The sequence below is a fragment of the Chitinophaga sancti genome (assembly GCF_034424315.1).
Lineage (GTDB): Bacteria > Bacteroidota > Bacteroidia > Chitinophagales > Chitinophagaceae > Chitinophaga > Chitinophaga sancti.
Genome location: NZ_CP139972.1, coordinates 1,080,527 through 1,099,336, shown reverse-complemented (window position 1 = coordinate 1,099,336; position 18,810 = coordinate 1,080,527). Strand labels below are relative to the sequence as shown.

Genomic DNA, 18,810 nt, shown 5'->3' with positions numbered 1-18,810 from the left:
ATTAAGCTCGTCAAGTAACTGTCGCAGAGAACGTATCAGGTCTTTCTGAGAAACCTGTTTAATCCAAAGAATAAAAGCCTTTATTTTCTGAAAATGGTTTTCATTCCCGTTGGTGAATGCCGTCTTTCATGAATATTTTGAAAGCATGTTTATTTTGCCGGGAGCCAGGCAGGTCTTATTGAAACCTTGTTCAAGCGTTCCCTTTTGCGGAGTGCGTATTACACCCGTTTTGAAAACTTTTAAACTGTAAAACCAAAATCTTCAGTAAGCATTTACTGCAGCTCTCGTATTCTGTAACCATCAAAAATCACGTATGAAAAATTTGCTCCTCCTCCGGGGCTGGCTTTGCTATGCCCTGATCCTGCTTTTTTATTGTAGCGTTATACAGGCACAGGACCTTCCCCTTAAGGGGCGTGTCGTAGACAAAACGAACTCGCCCGTGATCGGTGCAACCATCAAGGTAGATGGTACTGCTAAAGGCACCACGACTAATCCCGAAGGCAATTTCACGCTCCCAGTCGCAAAGGGTGCCACTATTACCGTCAGCGCCATCGGGTATCTTCCACAGACCCTCCCTGTAACCGGAGCCAGCATCCAGGTCTCGCTGGAGGCGGATACCAGGGGCCTGAGTGAAGTAGTTGTAGTGGGCTACGGTGCCCAGAAAAAAGAAGCCGTTTCCGGCGCTATCACCAGCGTGAAAGGCGCGGACCTGATTAAGTCGCCCGCCACGAACTTATCCAATTCCATTTCCGGTCGTATGCCGGGTGTCACTGCCATGCAAAACAGTGGTGAGCCGGGTTATGATGGCTCTACCCTGCGTATTCGTGGGTCCAATACCCTGGGCAATAATGATCCCCTGGTGGTGATCGATGGGGTGGCTAATCGTACCGGTGGCCTGGAAAGGATCAACCCTGTGGATATAGAAAGTATCTCTGTGCTCAAAGATGCCTCCGCTGCCATTTACGGTGCCCGCGCGGCAAACGGGGTAATCCTGGTCACCACCAAAAGAGGAAAATCCGGCAAGCCACAACTGATCTATTCATTCAACCAGGGATGGTCACAGCCTACGCATATCCCCGATATGTCCACCGCGCCGGAGTATGCGCAGTTGCGCGATGAACTGAGCCTGTACCGGGATGTACCTGCAGCTGAGTGGAATAATGCCTGGAGTGTGTACCAGCAACATGGTACCTATACTTCGCCTACTACGAACAAGACCTGGAACGTAGCCTTTGGCCTGGACGAAATTCAGAAATATAAAGCAGGCACGGATCCATGGCTGTACCCCAACACGAACTGGTATAAATCTACATTCAAGACCTGGTCGCCGCAATCCAATCATAGTCTGCAGCTGGCAGGTGGTTCTGAAAATGTAAAGTACCTCACCTCATTCGGCTACCAGTCGCAGGATGCGTATTACAAACACTCCGCCACCGGTTATGATCAATACAGCCTGCGCCTGAACCTGGATGCGAAGATCAACAAGTACATGAATGTAGCCGTGGACCTGATGGGCAGGGAAGAAAACCGTCATTTTCCTACCCGTACTGCCAGCGATATCTTTCGGATGCTGATGCGCGGAAAGCCGACAGAGGCTGCGTTCTGGCCGAACGGCTTACCCGGGCCAGACATCGAATATGGAAACAACCCGGTGGTGATCACCACTGATCAAACGGGTTATAACAGAGACAGGCGCTACTATGTACAGAGCAATGCCCGCCTCGACATCACCATTCCCTGGGTAGATGGTTTGAAACTGAGTGGCAATGTTGCCTATGATAAATACCTGAAGCGTACAAAAAACTGGATGACGCCCTGGTACCTGTATACCTGGGATAAGAAGACCTATGAAGACGATGGAAAAACACCCCTGCTTGTAAAAAGCAAGCGAGGTACCGACCAGGCATTGTTATCGCAGGGCGATGAAGACCAGACGAATTTACTGCTGAGAGGTCTGCTCACCTACGATCATACTTTCAATAAAAACCACACCGTGAACCTGGTGTTCGGTGTTGAAAAAGAAACCGTCAGCTTCGACAATTTCGGTGCATCCCGCAAGTACTTCATCTCCAGCCTCATCGACCAGCTCAGCGCAGGTGGGGATGCAGAAAAAGATAACAATGGCGGTGCCTGGGACCGTGCACGTTTGAATTATTTTGGTCGCGCAGCCTACAATTACAAGGAGAAATACCTTGCAGAATTTGTGTGGAGATATGATGGCTCTTATATGTTCCCGGCATCTTCCCGTTTTGGTTTCTTCCCCGGTATCATGGCCGGCTGGCGGATTTCAGAGGAGAGCTTCTGGAAGAATAATATCAAGGCAATCAATTACCTGAAACTGCGTGCATCTTATGGCAGACTGGGTAATGACCAGATCTATTTCGATGATAATGGCGATGGAACACTCACCTTACAGGAGTACCAGTACTATGCTACTTATGGTTTCAGCAGTTATATCCTGGGGAATAATGTAGTGAAATCACTCTTTGAAGCACGGATGCCGAACCCCTTCATCACCTGGGAGGTAGCGAATAATTACAACCTGGGTTTGGATGGCGCCCTGCTGAACAACCGTCTCTATTTTGAACTGGATGCCTTCATGAATAAACGTACCGGCATCCTCGTTAGAAGGAATGCATCGGTACCGCAAACCACGGGTATGACGCTACCTGCAGAGAATATCGGGAAGGTCGAGAACAAGGGTTGGGAGTTCCGCATCGGGTATACTGATAAGGTCGGGCCTGATTTCAGGTACGACATCAGTGTGAATGGTGGTTATTCCAAAAACAAGATCATCTTCTGGGATGAAGCACCGGGCGCCCCCAGCTGGCAGAAGTCTACCGGCCGTCCAATGAACACGGCACTCTACTATGAGTATGATGGCGTATTTAAAGATTTTGATGAAATAAGCAAAAATACAATCGATTACAGCGCCCTTACAAACAACCTTCGCCCGGGGGATATGAAATTTAAAGACATAGATGGCAATGGGAAAATAAATGGGGATGATAAGGTGAGAAATGATAAGAGCACGCAGCCAACATTTACCGGGGGTGTCAATATCAGTTTACAATACAAGGGTTTTGACATGGCTATACTGGTACAGGGTGCTATGGGTGGTGCACTGGCTGTTAATACTGAATCAGGTGAGATCGGCAATTTTACGAAGGACTATTATGATCATCGCTGGAGTCCGGATCATCCCAGTTCAGTAGATCCCCGTGTGAACGACAGGAATGATACTTACTGGGCAACGGGCAATACTTACTGGTTTAGAAAAACAAATTATATCCGTTTGAAAAACCTTGAAATCGGATACAGTTTATCGGACCTGCTGAAGCGGCGTACGGGGGTGAACGGACTGCGTATTTATGCGAACTGTCTGAACCTGTTTACGCTGGATAAATTAGGGATCCTGGATCCTGAATCTGTGAATGGAAATGGTCAATATTATCCACAGGCAAGAGTGATCAATGCCGGTTTTACATTAACGCTTTAATACAATTGCTGTATGAAATATTTACTTATAATACTGTTGCTGACAGGTGCCGCGTGTAATACAGACTTCCTGAATACCAGGCCATTGGGAGAGGCTACTTCTGATGATGTGTGGAAAGATCCTGCGCTGGCAGAAGCCTATGTCAATGATATTTATAATGGCCTGGGCAATGGCGGTTTTCCTGAAACGATGCTGTCATCTGCTTCTGATGAAACCATGTTTACGCATAACTATGGTATGAAGAATATGGTGGAATCGACTATCAGTCCCACCGATGCGGAGTATATCAATAGCCGTGGTGCATTCCAGTGGGGAACGATGTATTTGCGCATCCGTGCGTGTAATAATTTCTTTGCGAATATTTCAAAGCTGAAATTTGATAAACAATTGCAGGCAGCGCGTCTCAAAGGAGAGGTGTTCTTTTTGCGTGCATGGTTTTATCAGCAGCTGGTGAGGAATTTTGGTGGTGTACCTTTGGTGGACCAGGTGTATACATTGTCAGATCCGGATTATAGTGTGGCCCGCAATACATTTGAGGAATGTGTGAATCATATTGTGAAGGATTGCGATTCTGCAGCTCATTATTTGCATGGAACAGAGACTGTATCTGTAAAGGGCCGTGCTACAGAAGGTGCGGCGCTGGCACTGAAGTCGCGCATCTTATTGTATGCGGCCAGTGACCTGCATGATATGCCAACGGCGAAAAGTAAATCGGCTACAATTGCTGCTGCCACCCAACCGGAATTATTAGGTTATGTATCCGGAGATCGTGCTGGTCGCTGGCAGAAGGCCCTGGATGCAGCAAAGGCCGTCATGGACCTCGGGCTGTATTCGCTGGCCTCACCTGATCCTGCATCTGCGGCGGAAGCTACCACGAATTACCAGGCCATGTTTTTGAAGGATAATTCAGAGAGTATTTTCTCCAGGTATTTTGTGAATGCGAAGTCAGAAGCCGGTGGCCAGATGGGTTTGTACAATGGATTGAACGGGTATCATAACTGGTCCGGGAATACACCTACGCAGTTATTGATTGATGATTACCTGATGAGCGATGGTACTGCGTTTGACTGGAACAACACGGCGCAGAAAGCGCATCCTTACCAGAACAGAGATCCGCGTTTTTATGCTTCGATCTTATATGATGGTGCTAACTGGCGGCCACGGCCTACGGATGTAGCGGATATGGATCCGGCTAACCAGGTGCAGGCTGGTGCTTATGAAGTGTGGGATGGCACGAAGGCGATTTCCAACCCGGGATTAGATACACGTCAGGGCCCGGTGGAGGACTGGAACGGCAGTTTTACGGGGTATTACATGAAGAAATTTATAGACCCGGCTGTGGATGCACAGTATTTCAGGCAGGAGGTACCATGGCCTTTCTTCCGGTATACGGAGATCATCCTCAACTATGCAGAGGCATTGATGGAATTGGGGCAGGAGGGAGCAGCACGTACTTACCTGAATATGATCAGGAAAAGGGCAGCGATGCCGGATATAACATCATCAGGCGCGGCACTGAAAGCAGATTATCAGCATGAGCGGGAAATAGAAATGGTGTTTGAAGAACAGCGGTATTATGATGTAAGGAGATGGATGACGGCGCAGGAAACGATAGGGCGTAAACTGAGAGGGGTGAATGTGCAGGGAAAACTGAAGGCGGGGAGTAAGGTGACGCTGTATAAGTATGATCTGGCGAATTATGATTATACTTATACGCCGGTGACATTGGTGAATGAGAACCGGTTGTGGTTGGATAAGATGTACTTTATGCCGATACAGCGGGATGAGATCAACAGGAATAGTAAGTTGGTGCAGAATCCCGGGTTTTAGTTTTGGCAGGAACTGCTATTCAATTTGCACCTGCTTTTAAATTGAATAGCTGAAATGTAAATCCTCATTATTTAACATCAAAATGCAATTCTTCCAGGCTGCCATAGGCCAGTTATAATCATAATTTGCCACTCATTTAAAAAATAGCTACCCCCGCTCCGCACGAGCGGGGGTATTTTGTAATTTCACCCCGGCTTTAACAAAACTCATTTCTAAACAACCACGCAACCAAAATGAACAAAATCACCCTGGCTACCGTAGCACTAGCCACCTTTCTCACCAGTTTCGGTCCTGGTGTGCCTGGTACTACCATAAAGCCTGATGCAGACAATGCCGGCCTGAAACTGCCAACGGGCTTCGGTGCCCTGGTAGCCACTGAAGGCCTGGGCCATGCCCGCCACCTTACAGTGACCCCTGAAGGTGACCTCTATGTAAAAGTAGAAGGTACCCGCAATAAAGGCAACACGATCTGGTACCTGCAGGACACCAATGGCGATGGTAAGATCGATAAGAAAACCGGCTTCTTCAAATACGACGGTACCGGCATCGAAGTAAAGGGTAATTACCTCTACGCTTCTTCCAACACAGACGTGTACCGTTTTAAACTGAATGATAAACACCAGGTGATCGATACCACCAAAGCGGAAACCATCGTAACAGGCCTGATCAACCGCCACCAGCACGAAGCGAAAGCCTTTACCCTGGATAACGATGGAAACCTGTACGTGAACATCGGTGCGTATTCTAATTCCTGCCAGACAAAAGACCGTACCAGGGGTTCCCTGGGTATGCAACCTTGTCCGATCCTGGATTCTGCCGGCGGTATCTGGCAGTTCAAAGCAGACAAGGCGAACCAGGCCTATGGCGATGGTACCCGCTATGCTACCGGTCTGCGTAACGTGGTGGGCCTGGACTGGAATACCCAGCTGAACCAGCTCTTTGTGATGCAGCATGGCCGTGACCAGCTCCATGACCTCTTCCCGGATCAGTACGACGAAAAGCAGTCAGCCGAACTGCCTGCAGAGTGTATGTATGCCCTGCACAAGGGTTCCGATTGCGGCTGGCCATATATCTACTATGACCAGTTCCAGCATAAAAAGATCCTGGCACCCGAATATGGTGGCGATGGTAAGAAGACCGGTGGCGATCATATACAGGATCCTGCGGCCGCTTATCCGGGTCATATGGCGCCTAATGCCATCCTGTTTTACACAGGTAACATGTTCCCTGAAAAGTACCGTAACGGGGCTTTTATTGCCTTCCACGGTTCCTGGAACCGTGCCCCGGAACCTCAGAAAGGGTATTTCGTGGTATTCCAGCCGTTTAAGGATGGCAAGCCTGCGGGTGATTGGGAGATCTTTGCAGAAGGATTTGCAGGTACAGGCGAGATCAAATCTCCGGGGCAGGCAGCACACCGTCCCTGCGGACTGGCACAGGGTCCTGATGGCTCCCTGTATGTATCTGACGATGTGAAAGGAACTGTGTACCGGATTATTTATAACAAGTAGTATGAGAAGATGGATGATGGCAGCGATGCTGCTGATGGGGGCATATAGCCTGGTATTGGGGCAAAGTAAACCTGCTGCAAAAAAAGTGGCTGGTCCGGCGGGGGGTAATACCACTGCCGCTTCGATGGCCAGGGGAAAAGTATTGTACCAGCAAATTTGTTTGGCCTGTCACCAGGCCGATGGAAGCGGGGTACCGCGTATGAACCCGCCCCTGGTTAAGACAAGTTTCGTACTGGGTGATAAAACGAAATTGATCACGATTCTCCTGAAAGGACTGAATGATGATGTGGAGATAGAAGGGGAGTACTACTCCAACCCGATGCCGCCACAGGCACAGCTCAAAGACCAGGAAATAGCAGATGTGCTCACGTTTGTGAGGAATAGTTTCGGGAATAAGGCGAGTGCCGTGAAGCCTGCGGAGGTGAAAGCGGTAAGGGCAACAATTAAGTAAACTGCTTAGGTAATTTCAAAAATCCGCATAGGGCCCGCCGTCATAAGCGGGCCTTTTTATTGCGCCCTCGCCCCTCATTTTCAACATATTTGCACATTATAAAACTGATTTATATTTTTGTACAAATTCAATGGGACATGTCATCGAATCTCGAAGTGGTACAGGAGATCAGTGAGTTTAACAGATACTATACCAGTTTGTCGGAAACCTTGAACCGGCACGTATCAGAAAACAACCTTACCTTGACGGCCTTAAGGGTACTCCACACCTTAACTGCCGAAGACCAGTGCACCGCTGGTAAACTAGTGGAAAATCTCGGCATTGACGGCGGCTACCTGAGCCGGATGCTCAAAGCGTTTGAAAGCGAACAAATCCTATCCCGCAAGAAATCTGCGCTGGATGGTCGTACCTGGTATCTCCAGATCACTGCCAAAGGGCGTAAGCTGCTGGACATGATGGAGGAAACGGGGGGAGAACAGATCCGGCAGTTACTGGAACCTATTCCCGGCGAACAACAGCAGGCGCTGGCGGCGGCCATGAAAACCATCCGCCACATCCTTTCTGAAGAAAACCGGATCACTGCTGAAGATATTTCCTGGCGCTACCAGCTACAACCCGGGGATGCCGGTTACCTCATCTACATGCATGGCACCCTGTATGCAAAGGAACTGGGTTATAACCTGGAGTTTGACACCAATGTGTGTAAGAACTTCGCGGAGTTCCTGGAAGCCTATAACCCTTCCAAGGACCAGGTGTACCTGGCGCTGCATGGTAACCAGATCGTGGCATCGGTAGCGGTGGTATGGCATTCCAGGTATGCGGCGCAGCTGAAATGGTTCCTGGTACATCCTGATTTCAGGGGGATGGGCCTGGGCCGGAAAATGCTGGCTGATGCGATTAGCAATTGCAGGGAGAAAGGGTATCATAAAGTGTATTTGTTTTCTACCAATCTTGCCGAAACGGCAAATGCTATGTTCAGGAAGGCAGGCTTCCGTAAGACGGGTGAAAAACCTGTGGGACTGTATGGGAAACATATGAATGAAGAGCGGTATGACATGGATCTCGTTTAGTATAAAAGTAATTTTAGGGGGAGGATCGCGCCTTTTCAAATAGAATCTCTGCTAGAAAGGGTTTAGGACCTTTTTCAAAATAGACTCTTTGTTAAAAAGGTTATAGAATCTTTTCAAATAGAATCTTTGTTAGGAAGGGTATATCACCTTCTCAAAATAGACTCTTTGTTAAAAAGGTTATAGAATCTTTTCAAATAGAATCTTTGTTAGGAAGGGTATATCACCTTCTCAAAATAAAACCTTTGTAAGAAAGGGTGTATCATAACCTGGTACACCTTTTTTCTTATCCCTCAATTTTCATCAGCTATATTTTTCTCATACAAGCTCATTAATTTTTACTATCTTAACAATCCACGTTATTGGTTTTTATCTCTCAAAATAAATCCACGAAAATGAAACCCACTTTTACACTCAGTGCCCTGCTGTTACTCATACACCTGTGCACTTTCGGCCAGCTTGCTACCTATGGTCCTGTAGCAGAAAATTTACAAACCAGCATGTACAACACCTTTGGTGTGCCTACATCCAACTACTGGTGGTGTGCCCATGGCATTGACGCCCTCAACGATGGTTATTTACGTACCCGCTCAGCTACGTACAAAACCCGTATGAAGAACCTCCTGCTTGGCACCAAATCTTTTAACGGCAACACCTATATCAACACCTTCTATGATGATATGGAGTGGATGGGTATTGCGGCCCTGAATGCCTACAAATCTACCGAAGATGCCGACTACTACAGCGTTGCGTCTCTACTCTGGACAGACATCAATACCGGTTATTCCAACGGTGCCATCGACTGGAACAAGAACTGCTCCGGATGTAAAAACACCTGTGCGAATACGCCGGCAGTGATCCTGGGCGCACGCATTTACCGCTACACCGGCAATACGGCAGACCTGCAAAGGGCAAAGGACATCTACACATTTGTAAAAGCAAATCTCGTAGATGCGACTACCGGTGCCGTTTGGGACAACATCAACCTGAATACAGGGGTAACCCAGAAGGCCTGGATCTTCTCTTACAATGTAGGTACTTACATAGGCGCAGCCTGGGAATTGTACAAGGCAACGAATGATGTCACTTACCTGAATGATGCGATTAAAACGGCTGAATATGCGTATAATAGCCGTCGTCCGAACGGGATGTTTTTTGCAGATGAAACAGGTGGCGGAGATGGTGGTTTGTTCAAAGGCATCTTTATCCGTTACCTCGCCTTATTAGCCAGGGAAGGGGTGCTGACAGACGCGGTGAGAGCAAAATACAATGCCGCCATTCAGTACAATGCAGAAGTATTACGTACCCAGGGTATCAACACTGCAAACAACCTGGTGAGTCCTAACTGGTCAGTAGCACCGGGCAGCAGTACCGATTATGCCACACAGATCAGCGGCGTGTTTTTAGAAGAAGCGGCGGCGAACCTGGACCAGGCATTCTTCTACAAAGACGTGACCTACGGTGCTTACCAGTGGCCGCTGCCAGTGGGTGCTTATAACACTGCCGCCATGGTGGCAAAAGGAATTAAGGATAACGACATCACCAGTTATGCGATTCCTGCCGGCTACCAGGTGACGCTGTATAAGAATGATAATTTTACCGGCGATAACCTGACCATTACAGGCCTGAGCACCTGGATCGGGAATGCCTGGAATGACAGTGCTTCTTCACTGATTGTACACCCCGTAGGCGTGGCTACTTTCTACAAAGATTGTAATTATACAGGGGCATTTGTAAGCTTGGCAGCAGGCACCTATACCTTGTCACAATTGCAGGCCAGGGGTATTCAGAATGATGATGTTTCTTCATTGAAAGTAAGCAGTGGTTACACTGTTACCTTGTACCTGAATGATAATTTCGGTGGAAGAACGATTGTGAAAACGGCAGATGATGCGTGCCTGGTGGATGATAATTTTAATGATAGCACTTCATCTATCAAGATCACGGCAGGGGCAGCAACCATCGCGGCTACCAGCACTTCAAAAGTTGCGGTAAATGAACAGTCACTCGTTGTCTATCCCAACCCTGTCAGGGATGTATTGACCCTGAAAGCCGGTTTTGATTTCAGTAAAGCCATTGTACGCGTGGTAGATATTTCCGGAAAAGTAGTATTAACTACTTATACCTCAACAGGTAAAATAGACGTATCCCATTTACCATCCGGCGTATATACACTGGTGTTATTCCATGGTAATCAACAGTATACCCGCAAATTTATCAAATAGCTCCCGCTAGCCTGGCCGGGTTATTGCATCCTGGCCTATACGAAAATCCGCTGTGATTGCCTGGCAGGCACAGCGGATTTTTCGTAAATTATTATACCTTTACGCCATAGTGCAGTTTGTTTCGTAGGCGGACAATAGAGATTTATTCCCCACAAATATGTTTAAATTGAATCGTTTAAAACACAGCCCATTACTATTTTCATTTAATGGTATTGTGCTGATCGTGTTAGCCCAATTATTACTCGGAGGTCTGGATACAAATACATCCACCCCCCGCAGGGTGTTATCACTCAAGGCCACTGTACCTGTAGCAAGGTTACATCCACCGGGCCTGGAGGATACGCTTAGTTTTTCGATAGTCGGCGACCTCATGGTAGGCTCCAGCTATCCTTCTACCTATTACCTGCCTCATTTCGATTCAGGTACCATCCTGCAGGCAGCGCTGCCCGTATTACAGCAGACCGATCTCCGCATTGGCAACCTGGAAAGCTGTGTGTCCGATTCGGCACCTGTATACAAAAGCTGTGGCTCCAACCAGTGCTTTGCCTTCCGTACGCCTACCAGGTTTGCGCAGTGGTACAAGGATGCAGGCTTTGATTACCTGAACCTGGCGAACAACCACAGCTATGATTTTGGGCTCAAAGGAGTGAACAATACCCTGGATTGGCTGCAGGCCAATAATATCCGTACCAGTGGCACGACGCAGCACCCTACGGATAGCATCACCGTGAGGAATACCCGTATCGGTTTTGTTTCCTTTGCACCGCATTCTAACTGTCTGAATCTCAACAACGATACGATCGTCCGGGAATACATTGCGGAACTCAGAACCCGTTTTGACCTGGTGGTGGTATTCTTCCATGGCGGGGCCGAAGGTGCCTCTAAAATGACGACGCCGAAGACAAAAGAGATCTTTTTTGGGCAGGATAGGGGAAATGTTCGTCATTTTGCCCGCCTTTGTGTAGATGCCGGGGCGGACCTGATAATCGGCTCTGGGCCACATGTAGTAAGGGGTATGGAGGTATATAAGGAGAAATTAATTGCTTATAGTTTAGGAAATTTTTCAACTTATCATCAATTCAATTTAAAATATCCGCTAAATATTGCACCTTTGTTGCAGGTAACAATCACAAAAGAAGGGAAATTGCTGGACAATAAAATCTTCTCTTTCAAGCAGGAAGGAGAAGGTATCCCAAAACCGGATTCGGCCATGACCGCTTTCAGAACGATTCGTTCATTGTCGGTGAAGGATTTTGGATTTACAGGTGTGAATGAGGGGACCTTGTGATGCAAAAATTGTATTGTGAAGAGGCTAATATTACTACTACTGCCCCTGGGGGCGACCATAGCGACTGCTGCACAGCAGAAGAAGAAAACCAAAACCACGACACCTGCGAAGAAGCAGACACACGTGGTACATTCCACGCACGCTAAAACTACAGCGCATGCGGGTAGTTCGCATTCCGGTAAAACCGTTCACCTGACCCATATTAAACCCGGAGCAAAAGGATCGGCACACCACCCTTCCAAAGGAACTGCACATCATAATGTGAAGACAAAAGTGATTTCGCAGGTCAATCCTGATTTGCCGGATGAGCCCCTGCATTTGGCTTATGTGCCTGACAGTGCGGATCTGGCAAGCATCAAGCAGCAGGAGGTACGCAACATGTTGCTCACCCTGGTATCGGAATTAGGCAAGCCTTATATCCGTGGTGCAATCGGTCCTATCGGGTTCGACTGCAGTGGTTTGATCAATTATGGGTTCAATGCCATTGGTATGACCCTGCCAAGAACTGCGGCCAGTATATCGGTCTTGGGCGAGGTAGTGAGCCCGGAAAATTTCAGCCCGGGAGATCTTCTTTTCTTTACAGGCAGAAGGAATGTGAAGGGAAAGAAAGTAGGTCATGTGGGAATGGTGTACAAGGTGGAAGGCGGAAAGGTGATGATGATTCATTCTTCTAACCAGGGCGTGAATATCGTGGATATTACCAACAGTACTTATTACAAAAAAAGGTTGGTTGCTGCGAAGCGGATCTTCGAAAAGCATGCGATAGATAGTTGCCGAGAGCCGATGCCGATGAATGAAAGTAAGAAATAGATAAATTATACATAAAAAACGCTTCTGTTCAGCAGAAGCGTTTTTTATTGCCCCCAATCCCGTATTTTTAAGGATTCCCCGAACCAAAAACAATCGTTATGGAAGCACAGCAACTGGACATGAACAGGAATGAAGATGCCATGCGCAGATCGCTCAGTACCCTGAAACAACGCCTCGCCATTGTAGAACAGGGCGGAGGTAAAAAGAACCTCGAGAAAGTCCGCCAGCGCGGCAAATTGACTCCCCGCGAACGTATCGCTTATCTCTGTGACAAAGACACGCCATTTACTGAAATAGGGGCATTTGCTGCCTATGGGATGTACGAGGAACATGGTGGTTGTCCGGCAGCAGGAACAGTAGGTGGTATTGGTTATATCGCCGGCCGGCAGTGTATGATCGTGGCCAACGATATGACGGTAAAAGCCGGTGCCTGGTTTCCTATGACGGGCAAAAAGAACCTGCGCTTGCAGGAGATCGCCATGGAGAATCACCTGCCTGTTATTTACCTGGTAGATAGTGCGGGGGTATACCTGCCCATGCAGGATGAGATCTTCCCGGATAAGGAGCATTTTGGCCGTATATTCCGCAACAATGCGCGGATGAGTGCCATGGGAATTACCCAGATCGCAGCGGTGATGGGCAGCTGTGTAGCTGGTGGAGCATACCTGCCGATTATGAGTGATGAGGTGCTGATGGTAGAAGGTAATGGATCTATATTCCTGGCTGGCCCTTACCTGGTGAAAGCGGCGATTGGCGAAACGATAGATGCGGAAACACTGGGTGGTGCTGTCACGCATACAGAGATCTCTGGTATTGCGGATTATAAATTCAGTTCTGATGAAGAATGCCTGGATCATATCAAAAAAATAGTAAGCAAGCTGGGTCACCCGGCCAATGCGGGTTTTGACAGGGTAGCAGCAGTAGCGCCTGCAAAAGATCCCGGTGAATTATACGGGATTATCCCGGAGGATAGTACCCGCCCTTATGATATGGTGGAGGTGATAGAAAGGATTGTAGACAATTCTGTATTTGATCAGTATAAAGAAGATTATGGTAAGAGTATTTTGTGTGGGTATGCCCGCATAGATGGCTGGGCAGTGGGCATTGTGGCAAATCAGCGCAAGATAGTGAAGAGTAAAAAAGGGGAGATGCAGATGGGTGGTGTGATTTATAACGATAGTGCGGATAAGGCGGCGAGGTTTATCATGAATTGTAATCAGAAAAAGATCCCGCTGATCTTCCTGCAGGATGTGACAGGGTTTATGGTGGGAAGCCGGAGTGAGCATGCGGGCATAATTAAGGATGGTGCGAAACTGGTGAATGCGGTAGCGAATTCGGTGGTGCCTAAGATTACGGTGATAGTAGGGAATTCTTATGGTGCTGGCAATTATGCGATGTGTGGGAAGGCCTATGATCCACGGTTTATATATGCCTGGCCGAATGCGAAGATTGCCGTAATGGGAGGGGAGCAGGCGGCGAAGACCTTGTTGCAGATACAGGTGGCGTCGCTGAAAGCGAAAGGCGAGGAGATCCCGGCAGCGGAAGAGGCTAAGCTTTTGTCGGAGATAACGGCGAAGTATAATAGTCAGACGACACCGTATTATGCGGCCGCGCGTTTGTGGGTGGATGAGATCATTGACCCTTTGAATACAAGGAAGATTATATCGGAGAGTATCAAGGCGGCAAACCAGGCACCGGTGGAGAGTGGGTTTAGTTTGGGCGTGTTCCAGGTGTAGAGAGGATTTAGTTTGGGCGTGATTCTGCCATCGGTGGAGAATGGGTTTAGTTTAGGTGTGTTCCAGGTGAAAGTGTGGAGTGGGTTTAGTTTGGGCGTGATTCTGCCATCGGTGGAGAATGGGTTTAATTCATGTGTGTTCCAGGTGTAGGAGTGGGATTAGTTTGTGCGTGATTCTGCCATCGGTGGAGAATGGGTTTAATTCATGTGTGTTCCAGGTGTGGGAGTGGGTTTAGTTTGGGCGTGATTCAGGCGCCAGTAGAGAGTGGGTTTAATTTAGTCCTGTTCCAGGTGTAGGTGGAGCAAGTATTGCGTACGCCAATTTCTATTTCAATTTTACCCTGACAATTTGCTGCCGCAGGCCAAATCCGCTATCTTTGCCCGCTATGTCCGAAGTTATCATCTACACAGACGGTTCATCCCGTGGTAATCCGGGGCCGGGTGGCTATGGCGTTATTCTCATGTGGAACTCAGTTCGTAAAGAACTCTCACAGGGATACCGCAAAACTACCAACAACCGCATGGAACTGCTGGCGGTCATCGTCGCACTTGAAACCCTGAAAAAAGACGGGCTTCCTGTCCGCATCTTTACTGACAGTGAATATGTAGTCAATTCTATTGAAAAAGGCTGGCTTTGGAACTGGGTGAAGATCGGGTTCAAAGACAAGAAGAACAAAGACCTCTGGCAGCGTTTTATTCCTGCATACAGAAGACAACAGGTGAAATTTACATGGGTGAAAGGGCATGCCACCAACCCGCTTAATAACCGTTGTGATGAACTGGCTACCGCCGCTGCAGATAGCGGGCAATGGCTGATAGACCAGGGTTTTGAGGCAGGGAATTAGAAGGATTTTATTGGAACAAATGCTTTCATTAGATAAAAACAAAGAGGGTCGCTTCATTGCAAGCGATCCTCTTTGTTGTAACAAACCTGGTAAGATTCGAGGTTATAATAAATCTGATAATATCAATGTTATAATATACCCGAAAAGATCAATGTTATAATATACTTGATAAGGCCCAATGTTATTATAAACCTGAAAAGATCCAATATTATAATATACCCGATAATATCAATATTATAATATACTTGATAAGGTCCAATGTTATTATAAACCTGAAAAGATCCAATATTATAATATACCAGATAATATTCAATATTATAATAAACCCGATAAGATTCAATGTTATAATATACCCGATAAGATCAATATTATAATATACTTGATAAGGCCCAATGTTATTATAAACCAGAAAAGATCCAATATTATAATATACCCGATAATATCAATATTATAATATACTTGATAAGGTCCAATATTATAATAAACCCGATAAGATTCAATGTTATAATAAACCTGATATTATCAATGTTATTATATCCCCGATATTATCCAATATTATAACACCCCAACGAATCCGGAACAGTACTGCTATTAATACCTTGAATAATTCTTCGTAAATATATTCGTTATCTCCCCGTAAGACTTCGCCACTGATGCCTGGAACAATTCTCCCACTGAAGGCGAAGGCAAATCCTGCCCGCCAATCAATTTCCTGTCTTCCGGAGACAACACCCTTTCATCCCCTTTAAAATAACAGAAGGAATTACTCCATCCCGCATCCGCTGGCAACACAATCTTCTCCATATCATCATCAGTCGCGGTATCAATCAGGTAGCATACAATATTTCCGCCTGTCACCACACTCACGGTTGTAAAATACAATACACCTTTATACGTCTCCTTCCTGATCTTCTCCGTTTGTCTTGGGCGCTTGGTGGTATCTGCCGGCTCCACAATTTCCACTGTCTTCACCAGTTCCCTGAAATTCCGCTGGATATTCGGTTTGCTCACAATAAAATCTTCCACTCTTATGTCCACTACATAATCCGCCCGCAGTTTATTCTTCACAACTTCACTCTCCGGCAGGATCTGTACGAAATTATTATTATTCTTTGCCCGCAGGTTATTCAGCACATTATCCCTGAATACGGCGGCTCCGGGTTCCAGCGCTCTCTGATCATACTGAGACACCAGGGCCACATTGCGTACTTCCACGATAGACATGCCCATTTGGTAGGCCTGTTCCCGCATCTCATTGGCATTCCTATAATCAGGTACCAGTGCTAAAGCGGCCTGGAAATTAGCATATGCTTTCCTGGCACTGAACTTATCTCCATTGCGCAGCAATGCCATTCCCTGGTCATAGCGGGTGGCAGCAGCGGTATCTTTGGAAGCATTAATCGCATTCCGGTAATCTTTCGGCTTTACCACCGCCAGGCATGCCGGGCATGCTTCAATATTGTTATAGAGGTTTTGCAGCACCTGGTACTCCTGCAGGGCCGCTTCAAATTTTAAATGTCCATTTGAGCTAAGGGCAGCCGTTGCATTTTTTTCATGCAATTGTACAGATTGCGCATATGCTTGTGGCAATAAAGCGAGTGAGGTCGAAGATGTTGGACTTTTGCGGAGTTTTTTTGCAAATGCAATAACGGCTTCGTCATAACGGCCTTTATTGTATAGTTTTTCTCCTGATTTACAGGACAATGCAAAGAGAAATGGGGCAAGCAGCCACCAGCGACAGTCAGGTTTATTTTTCATTGTGTAGGTATAGACTCCTTGATATGGGAGATAGTGTTTAGCAACACCCCTCCCTGCTAAAAAGCAGGTTTTGCACTTAGCTCCACGTAGTTTCCGGATGAGCAATTTAAAAGAGACCATTGTGAAAGAAGAAACACGATTTAGAAATGCCCCTCTTTTTTGAATTAATCTCCTACCAAAAACAAGCTTCCCCGAAACTTCCGGGAAGCCCTCTTTACTTCAGATACCGCTTAATTTCCCGCTGCGTATCCCGCTGCTTAATAGATTCACGCTTATCATGCAGTTTCTTACCTCTGCCAAGTCCTATCTCCATCTTTGCCAAACCCTTCTCTGTCATAAAGATCCTCAATGGAATAATAGTAAACCCTTTCTCCTTGATCTTATTCTCCATCTTACGCAGTTCCCGCTTCGTCAGCAGGAGCTTGCGTTCGCGCAATGGGTCATGATTCGCGTAGGCGCCATGCGAATATTCGGTGATATGCAGGCTTTTAACAAACAATTCTCCTTTAGAAAAATAGCAGAATGAATCATTAAAACTTACCCGGCTCTGTCGGATAGATTTAATCTCAGTACCTAGCAATACCATCCCTGCAATGAATTTATCTTCTATTGCGTATTCATAAAATGCTGATCTGTTCCTCAGTTCTGCCACTTTAAATTGGGATTTACAAATTGCGGATTACAAAGGCATGTTACCACACCTGCCGTAATCCGCAATCATCTATAATTAGTTTTTAAATAATTCGAGCAACTGTGCCAGCTTGGCCTTCATTTCCTTACGGTCAATGATCAGATCCAGGAAACCGTGTTCCAGCAGGAACTCAGCACTCTGGAAACCTTCCGGCAGGTCTTTCTTGATGGTCTCCTTGATGATACGTGGACCTGCAAAACCGATCAGGGCCTTTGGCTCTGAGATGTTCAGGTCACCCAGCATTGCGAAAGAAGCCGTAACACCACCGGTGGTAGGATCTGTCGCCAGGGAGATGAAAGGCAGCTTTGCATCCGCCAGCTGGGTCAGCTTGGCAGAGGTTTTAGCCATCTGCATCAGGGAAAACGCACTTTCCATCATACGGGCACCCCCAGATTTGGAGATGATCATCAATGGCATTTTGTGTGCAATACAATAATCAATAGAACGGGCAATCTTCTCACCCACTACGGAACCCATAGATCCGCCAATGAAGGCAAAGTCCATGCAGGAAACCACCAGGTCATTGCCAAATACCTTACCAACCCCTACACGCATAGCGTCTTTCAGGCCGGATTTCTTCTGCGCCTCTACCAGTCTTGCACCATAAGGCTTTAAGTCTTTGAATCCCAGGAAGTCCTTTGGATAAATATTAGAGAACAGCTCTTCGAACTGATTGTTATCGAATAAAATCTCGAAATATTCAGCAGAATCAATGCGATTATGATAATTACACTTATCGCACACATAAAAGTGGTTCTTCAGGTCTTTTACCGTAACTGTTTTTTTGCAGCTAGGGCATTTGTGCCACAAACCATCCGGCGCTTCTTTCTTCTCACTTGTAGACGTTTGAATGCCTTGTTTAATTCGCTTAAACCAGCTTGACATATTGAACTATTAGGTTACAAAATAGTTGTGCAAGATACAAATTAAATTAACTTCAAAAGTATCTCATCTGCAATATTATAATAAAAGAGCTTGGTAGTCATCTATTTTCTGCAAAATACCATTTTCGTAGGAGAGGGAGGCTAAAACGCATTAGCGGGCCTTAAATGCAATAAAATAGCGGCCGGAACAAGGGGCAAGCAACCTGAAAAATTCAGGAA

At 46.7% G+C, this 18,810-nt stretch carries 13 protein-coding genes; 10 read left to right on the top strand and 3 right to left on the bottom strand.

The annotated features are described in order from the left end of the window. The first annotated feature begins 313 nt into the window (after positions 1 to 313). The 10 genes from U0033_RS03980 (at position 314) to rnhA (ending at position 15,258) form a co-directional block, all read left to right on the top strand. A complete protein-coding gene (locus U0033_RS03980) occupies positions 314 to 3,499 on the top strand; it encodes a SusC/RagA family TonB-linked outer membrane protein (RefSeq protein WP_072364140.1) in 3,186 nt (1,061 codons plus the stop codon). A gap of 12 nt (positions 3,500 to 3,511) precedes the next feature. Beyond that, a complete protein-coding gene (locus tag U0033_RS03975) occupies positions 3,512 to 5,329 on the top strand; it encodes a RagB/SusD family nutrient uptake outer membrane protein (protein ID WP_072364139.1) in 1,818 nt (605 codons plus the stop codon). A 233-nt stretch (positions 5,330 to 5,562) separates the two neighbouring features. Further along, positions 5,563 to 6,837, top strand: coding sequence for a PQQ-dependent sugar dehydrogenase (locus U0033_RS03970; protein WP_072364138.1), 1,275 nt, complete (start codon positions 5,563 to 5,565; stop codon positions 6,835 to 6,837). Position 6,838: 1 nt separating this feature from the next. Further along, a complete protein-coding gene (locus tag U0033_RS03965; protein ID WP_072364137.1) occupies positions 6,839 to 7,288 on the top strand; it encodes a c-type cytochrome in 450 nt (149 codons plus the stop codon). Positions 7,289 to 7,425: 137 nt separating this feature from the next. Then, entirely contained in the window at positions 7,426 to 8,358 is a 933-nt protein-coding gene (locus U0033_RS03960; protein ID WP_072364136.1) for a bifunctional helix-turn-helix transcriptional regulator/GNAT family N-acetyltransferase, read from the top strand. A 392-nt stretch (positions 8,359 to 8,750) separates the two neighbouring features. Next, on the top strand, positions 8,751 to 10,580 hold the full coding sequence (locus U0033_RS03955) for a glycoside hydrolase family 76 protein (protein WP_072364135.1): 1,830 nt from the start codon (positions 8,751 to 8,753) through the stop codon (positions 10,578 to 10,580). A gap of 157 nt (positions 10,581 to 10,737) precedes the next feature. Continuing rightward, the gene (locus tag U0033_RS03950) at positions 10,738 to 11,868 is read left to right on the top strand and encodes a CapA family protein (RefSeq protein WP_072364134.1); all 1,131 of its coding nucleotides are present in this window, start codon (positions 10,738 to 10,740) and stop codon (positions 11,866 to 11,868) included. 15 nt (positions 11,869 to 11,883) lie between these two features. Then, positions 11,884 to 12,678 (top strand): C40 family peptidase, encoded by a 795-nt coding sequence (locus tag U0033_RS03945; RefSeq protein WP_072364133.1) that lies wholly within the window; start codon positions 11,884 to 11,886, stop codon positions 12,676 to 12,678. Positions 12,679 to 12,776: 98 nt separating this feature from the next. Continuing rightward, positions 12,777 to 14,414, top strand: a complete 1,638-nt coding sequence (locus U0033_RS03940) for an acyl-CoA carboxylase subunit beta (protein WP_322518526.1) — start codon at positions 12,777 to 12,779, stop codon at positions 14,412 to 14,414. A gap of 385 nt (positions 14,415 to 14,799) precedes the next feature. Further along, entirely contained in the window at positions 14,800 to 15,258 is a 459-nt protein-coding gene (gene rnhA, locus U0033_RS03935) for a ribonuclease HI (RefSeq protein ID WP_072364132.1), read from the top strand. A 591-nt stretch (positions 15,259 to 15,849) separates the two neighbouring features. Here rnhA and U0033_RS03930 read toward each other — a convergent pair. From U0033_RS03930 to accD, 3 genes are all read right to left on the bottom strand, one after another. After that, positions 15,850 to 17,016, bottom strand: coding sequence for a tetratricopeptide repeat protein (locus U0033_RS03930; RefSeq protein WP_072364131.1), 1,167 nt, complete (start codon positions 17,014 to 17,016; stop codon positions 15,850 to 15,852). Between the two features lie 214 nt (positions 17,017 to 17,230). Next, positions 17,231 to 17,668, bottom strand: a complete 438-nt coding sequence (gene smpB, locus U0033_RS03925; protein ID WP_072364130.1) for an SsrA-binding protein SmpB — start codon at positions 17,666 to 17,668, stop codon at positions 17,231 to 17,233. Positions 17,669 to 17,743: 75 nt separating this feature from the next. Then, positions 17,744 to 18,592: an acetyl-CoA carboxylase, carboxyltransferase subunit beta gene (gene accD / locus U0033_RS03920; protein WP_072364129.1), complete on the bottom strand. Its 849-nt coding sequence runs from the start codon at positions 18,590 to 18,592 to the stop codon at positions 17,744 to 17,746. Positions 18,593 to 18,810: the final 218 nt, after the last annotated feature.

What these genes read in the sequence shown, in the direction of transcription:
- U0033_RS03960 (WP_072364136.1), top strand. Translation starts at nt 7,426, where the DNA reads ATGTCATCGAATCTCGAAGTGGTACAGGAGATCAGTGAGTTTAACAGA.
- U0033_RS03940 (WP_322518526.1), top strand. Translation starts at nt 12,777, where the DNA reads ATGGAAGCACAGCAACTGGACATGAACAGGAATGAAGATGCCATGCGC.
- U0033_RS03930 (WP_072364131.1), bottom strand. Translation starts at nt 17,016, where the DNA reads ATGAAAAATAAACCTGACTGTCGCTGGTGGCTGCTTGCCCCATTTCTC.
- U0033_RS03970 (WP_072364138.1), top strand. Translation starts at nt 5,563, where the DNA reads ATGAACAAAATCACCCTGGCTACCGTAGCACTAGCCACCTTTCTCACC.
- U0033_RS03965 (WP_072364137.1), top strand. Translation starts at nt 6,839, where the DNA reads ATGAGAAGATGGATGATGGCAGCGATGCTGCTGATGGGGGCATATAGC.
- U0033_RS03975 (WP_072364139.1), top strand. Translation starts at nt 3,512, where the DNA reads ATGAAATATTTACTTATAATACTGTTGCTGACAGGTGCCGCGTGTAAT.
- U0033_RS03955 (WP_072364135.1), top strand. Translation starts at nt 8,751, where the DNA reads ATGAAACCCACTTTTACACTCAGTGCCCTGCTGTTACTCATACACCTG.
- U0033_RS03950 (WP_072364134.1), top strand. Translation starts at nt 10,738, where the DNA reads ATGTTTAAATTGAATCGTTTAAAACACAGCCCATTACTATTTTCATTT.
- rnhA (WP_072364132.1), top strand. Translation starts at nt 14,800, where the DNA reads ATGTCCGAAGTTATCATCTACACAGACGGTTCATCCCGTGGTAATCCG.
- U0033_RS03980 (WP_072364140.1), top strand. Translation starts at nt 314, where the DNA reads ATGAAAAATTTGCTCCTCCTCCGGGGCTGGCTTTGCTATGCCCTGATC.
- accD (WP_072364129.1), bottom strand. Translation starts at nt 18,592, where the DNA reads ATGTCAAGCTGGTTTAAGCGAATTAAACAAGGCATTCAAACGTCTACA.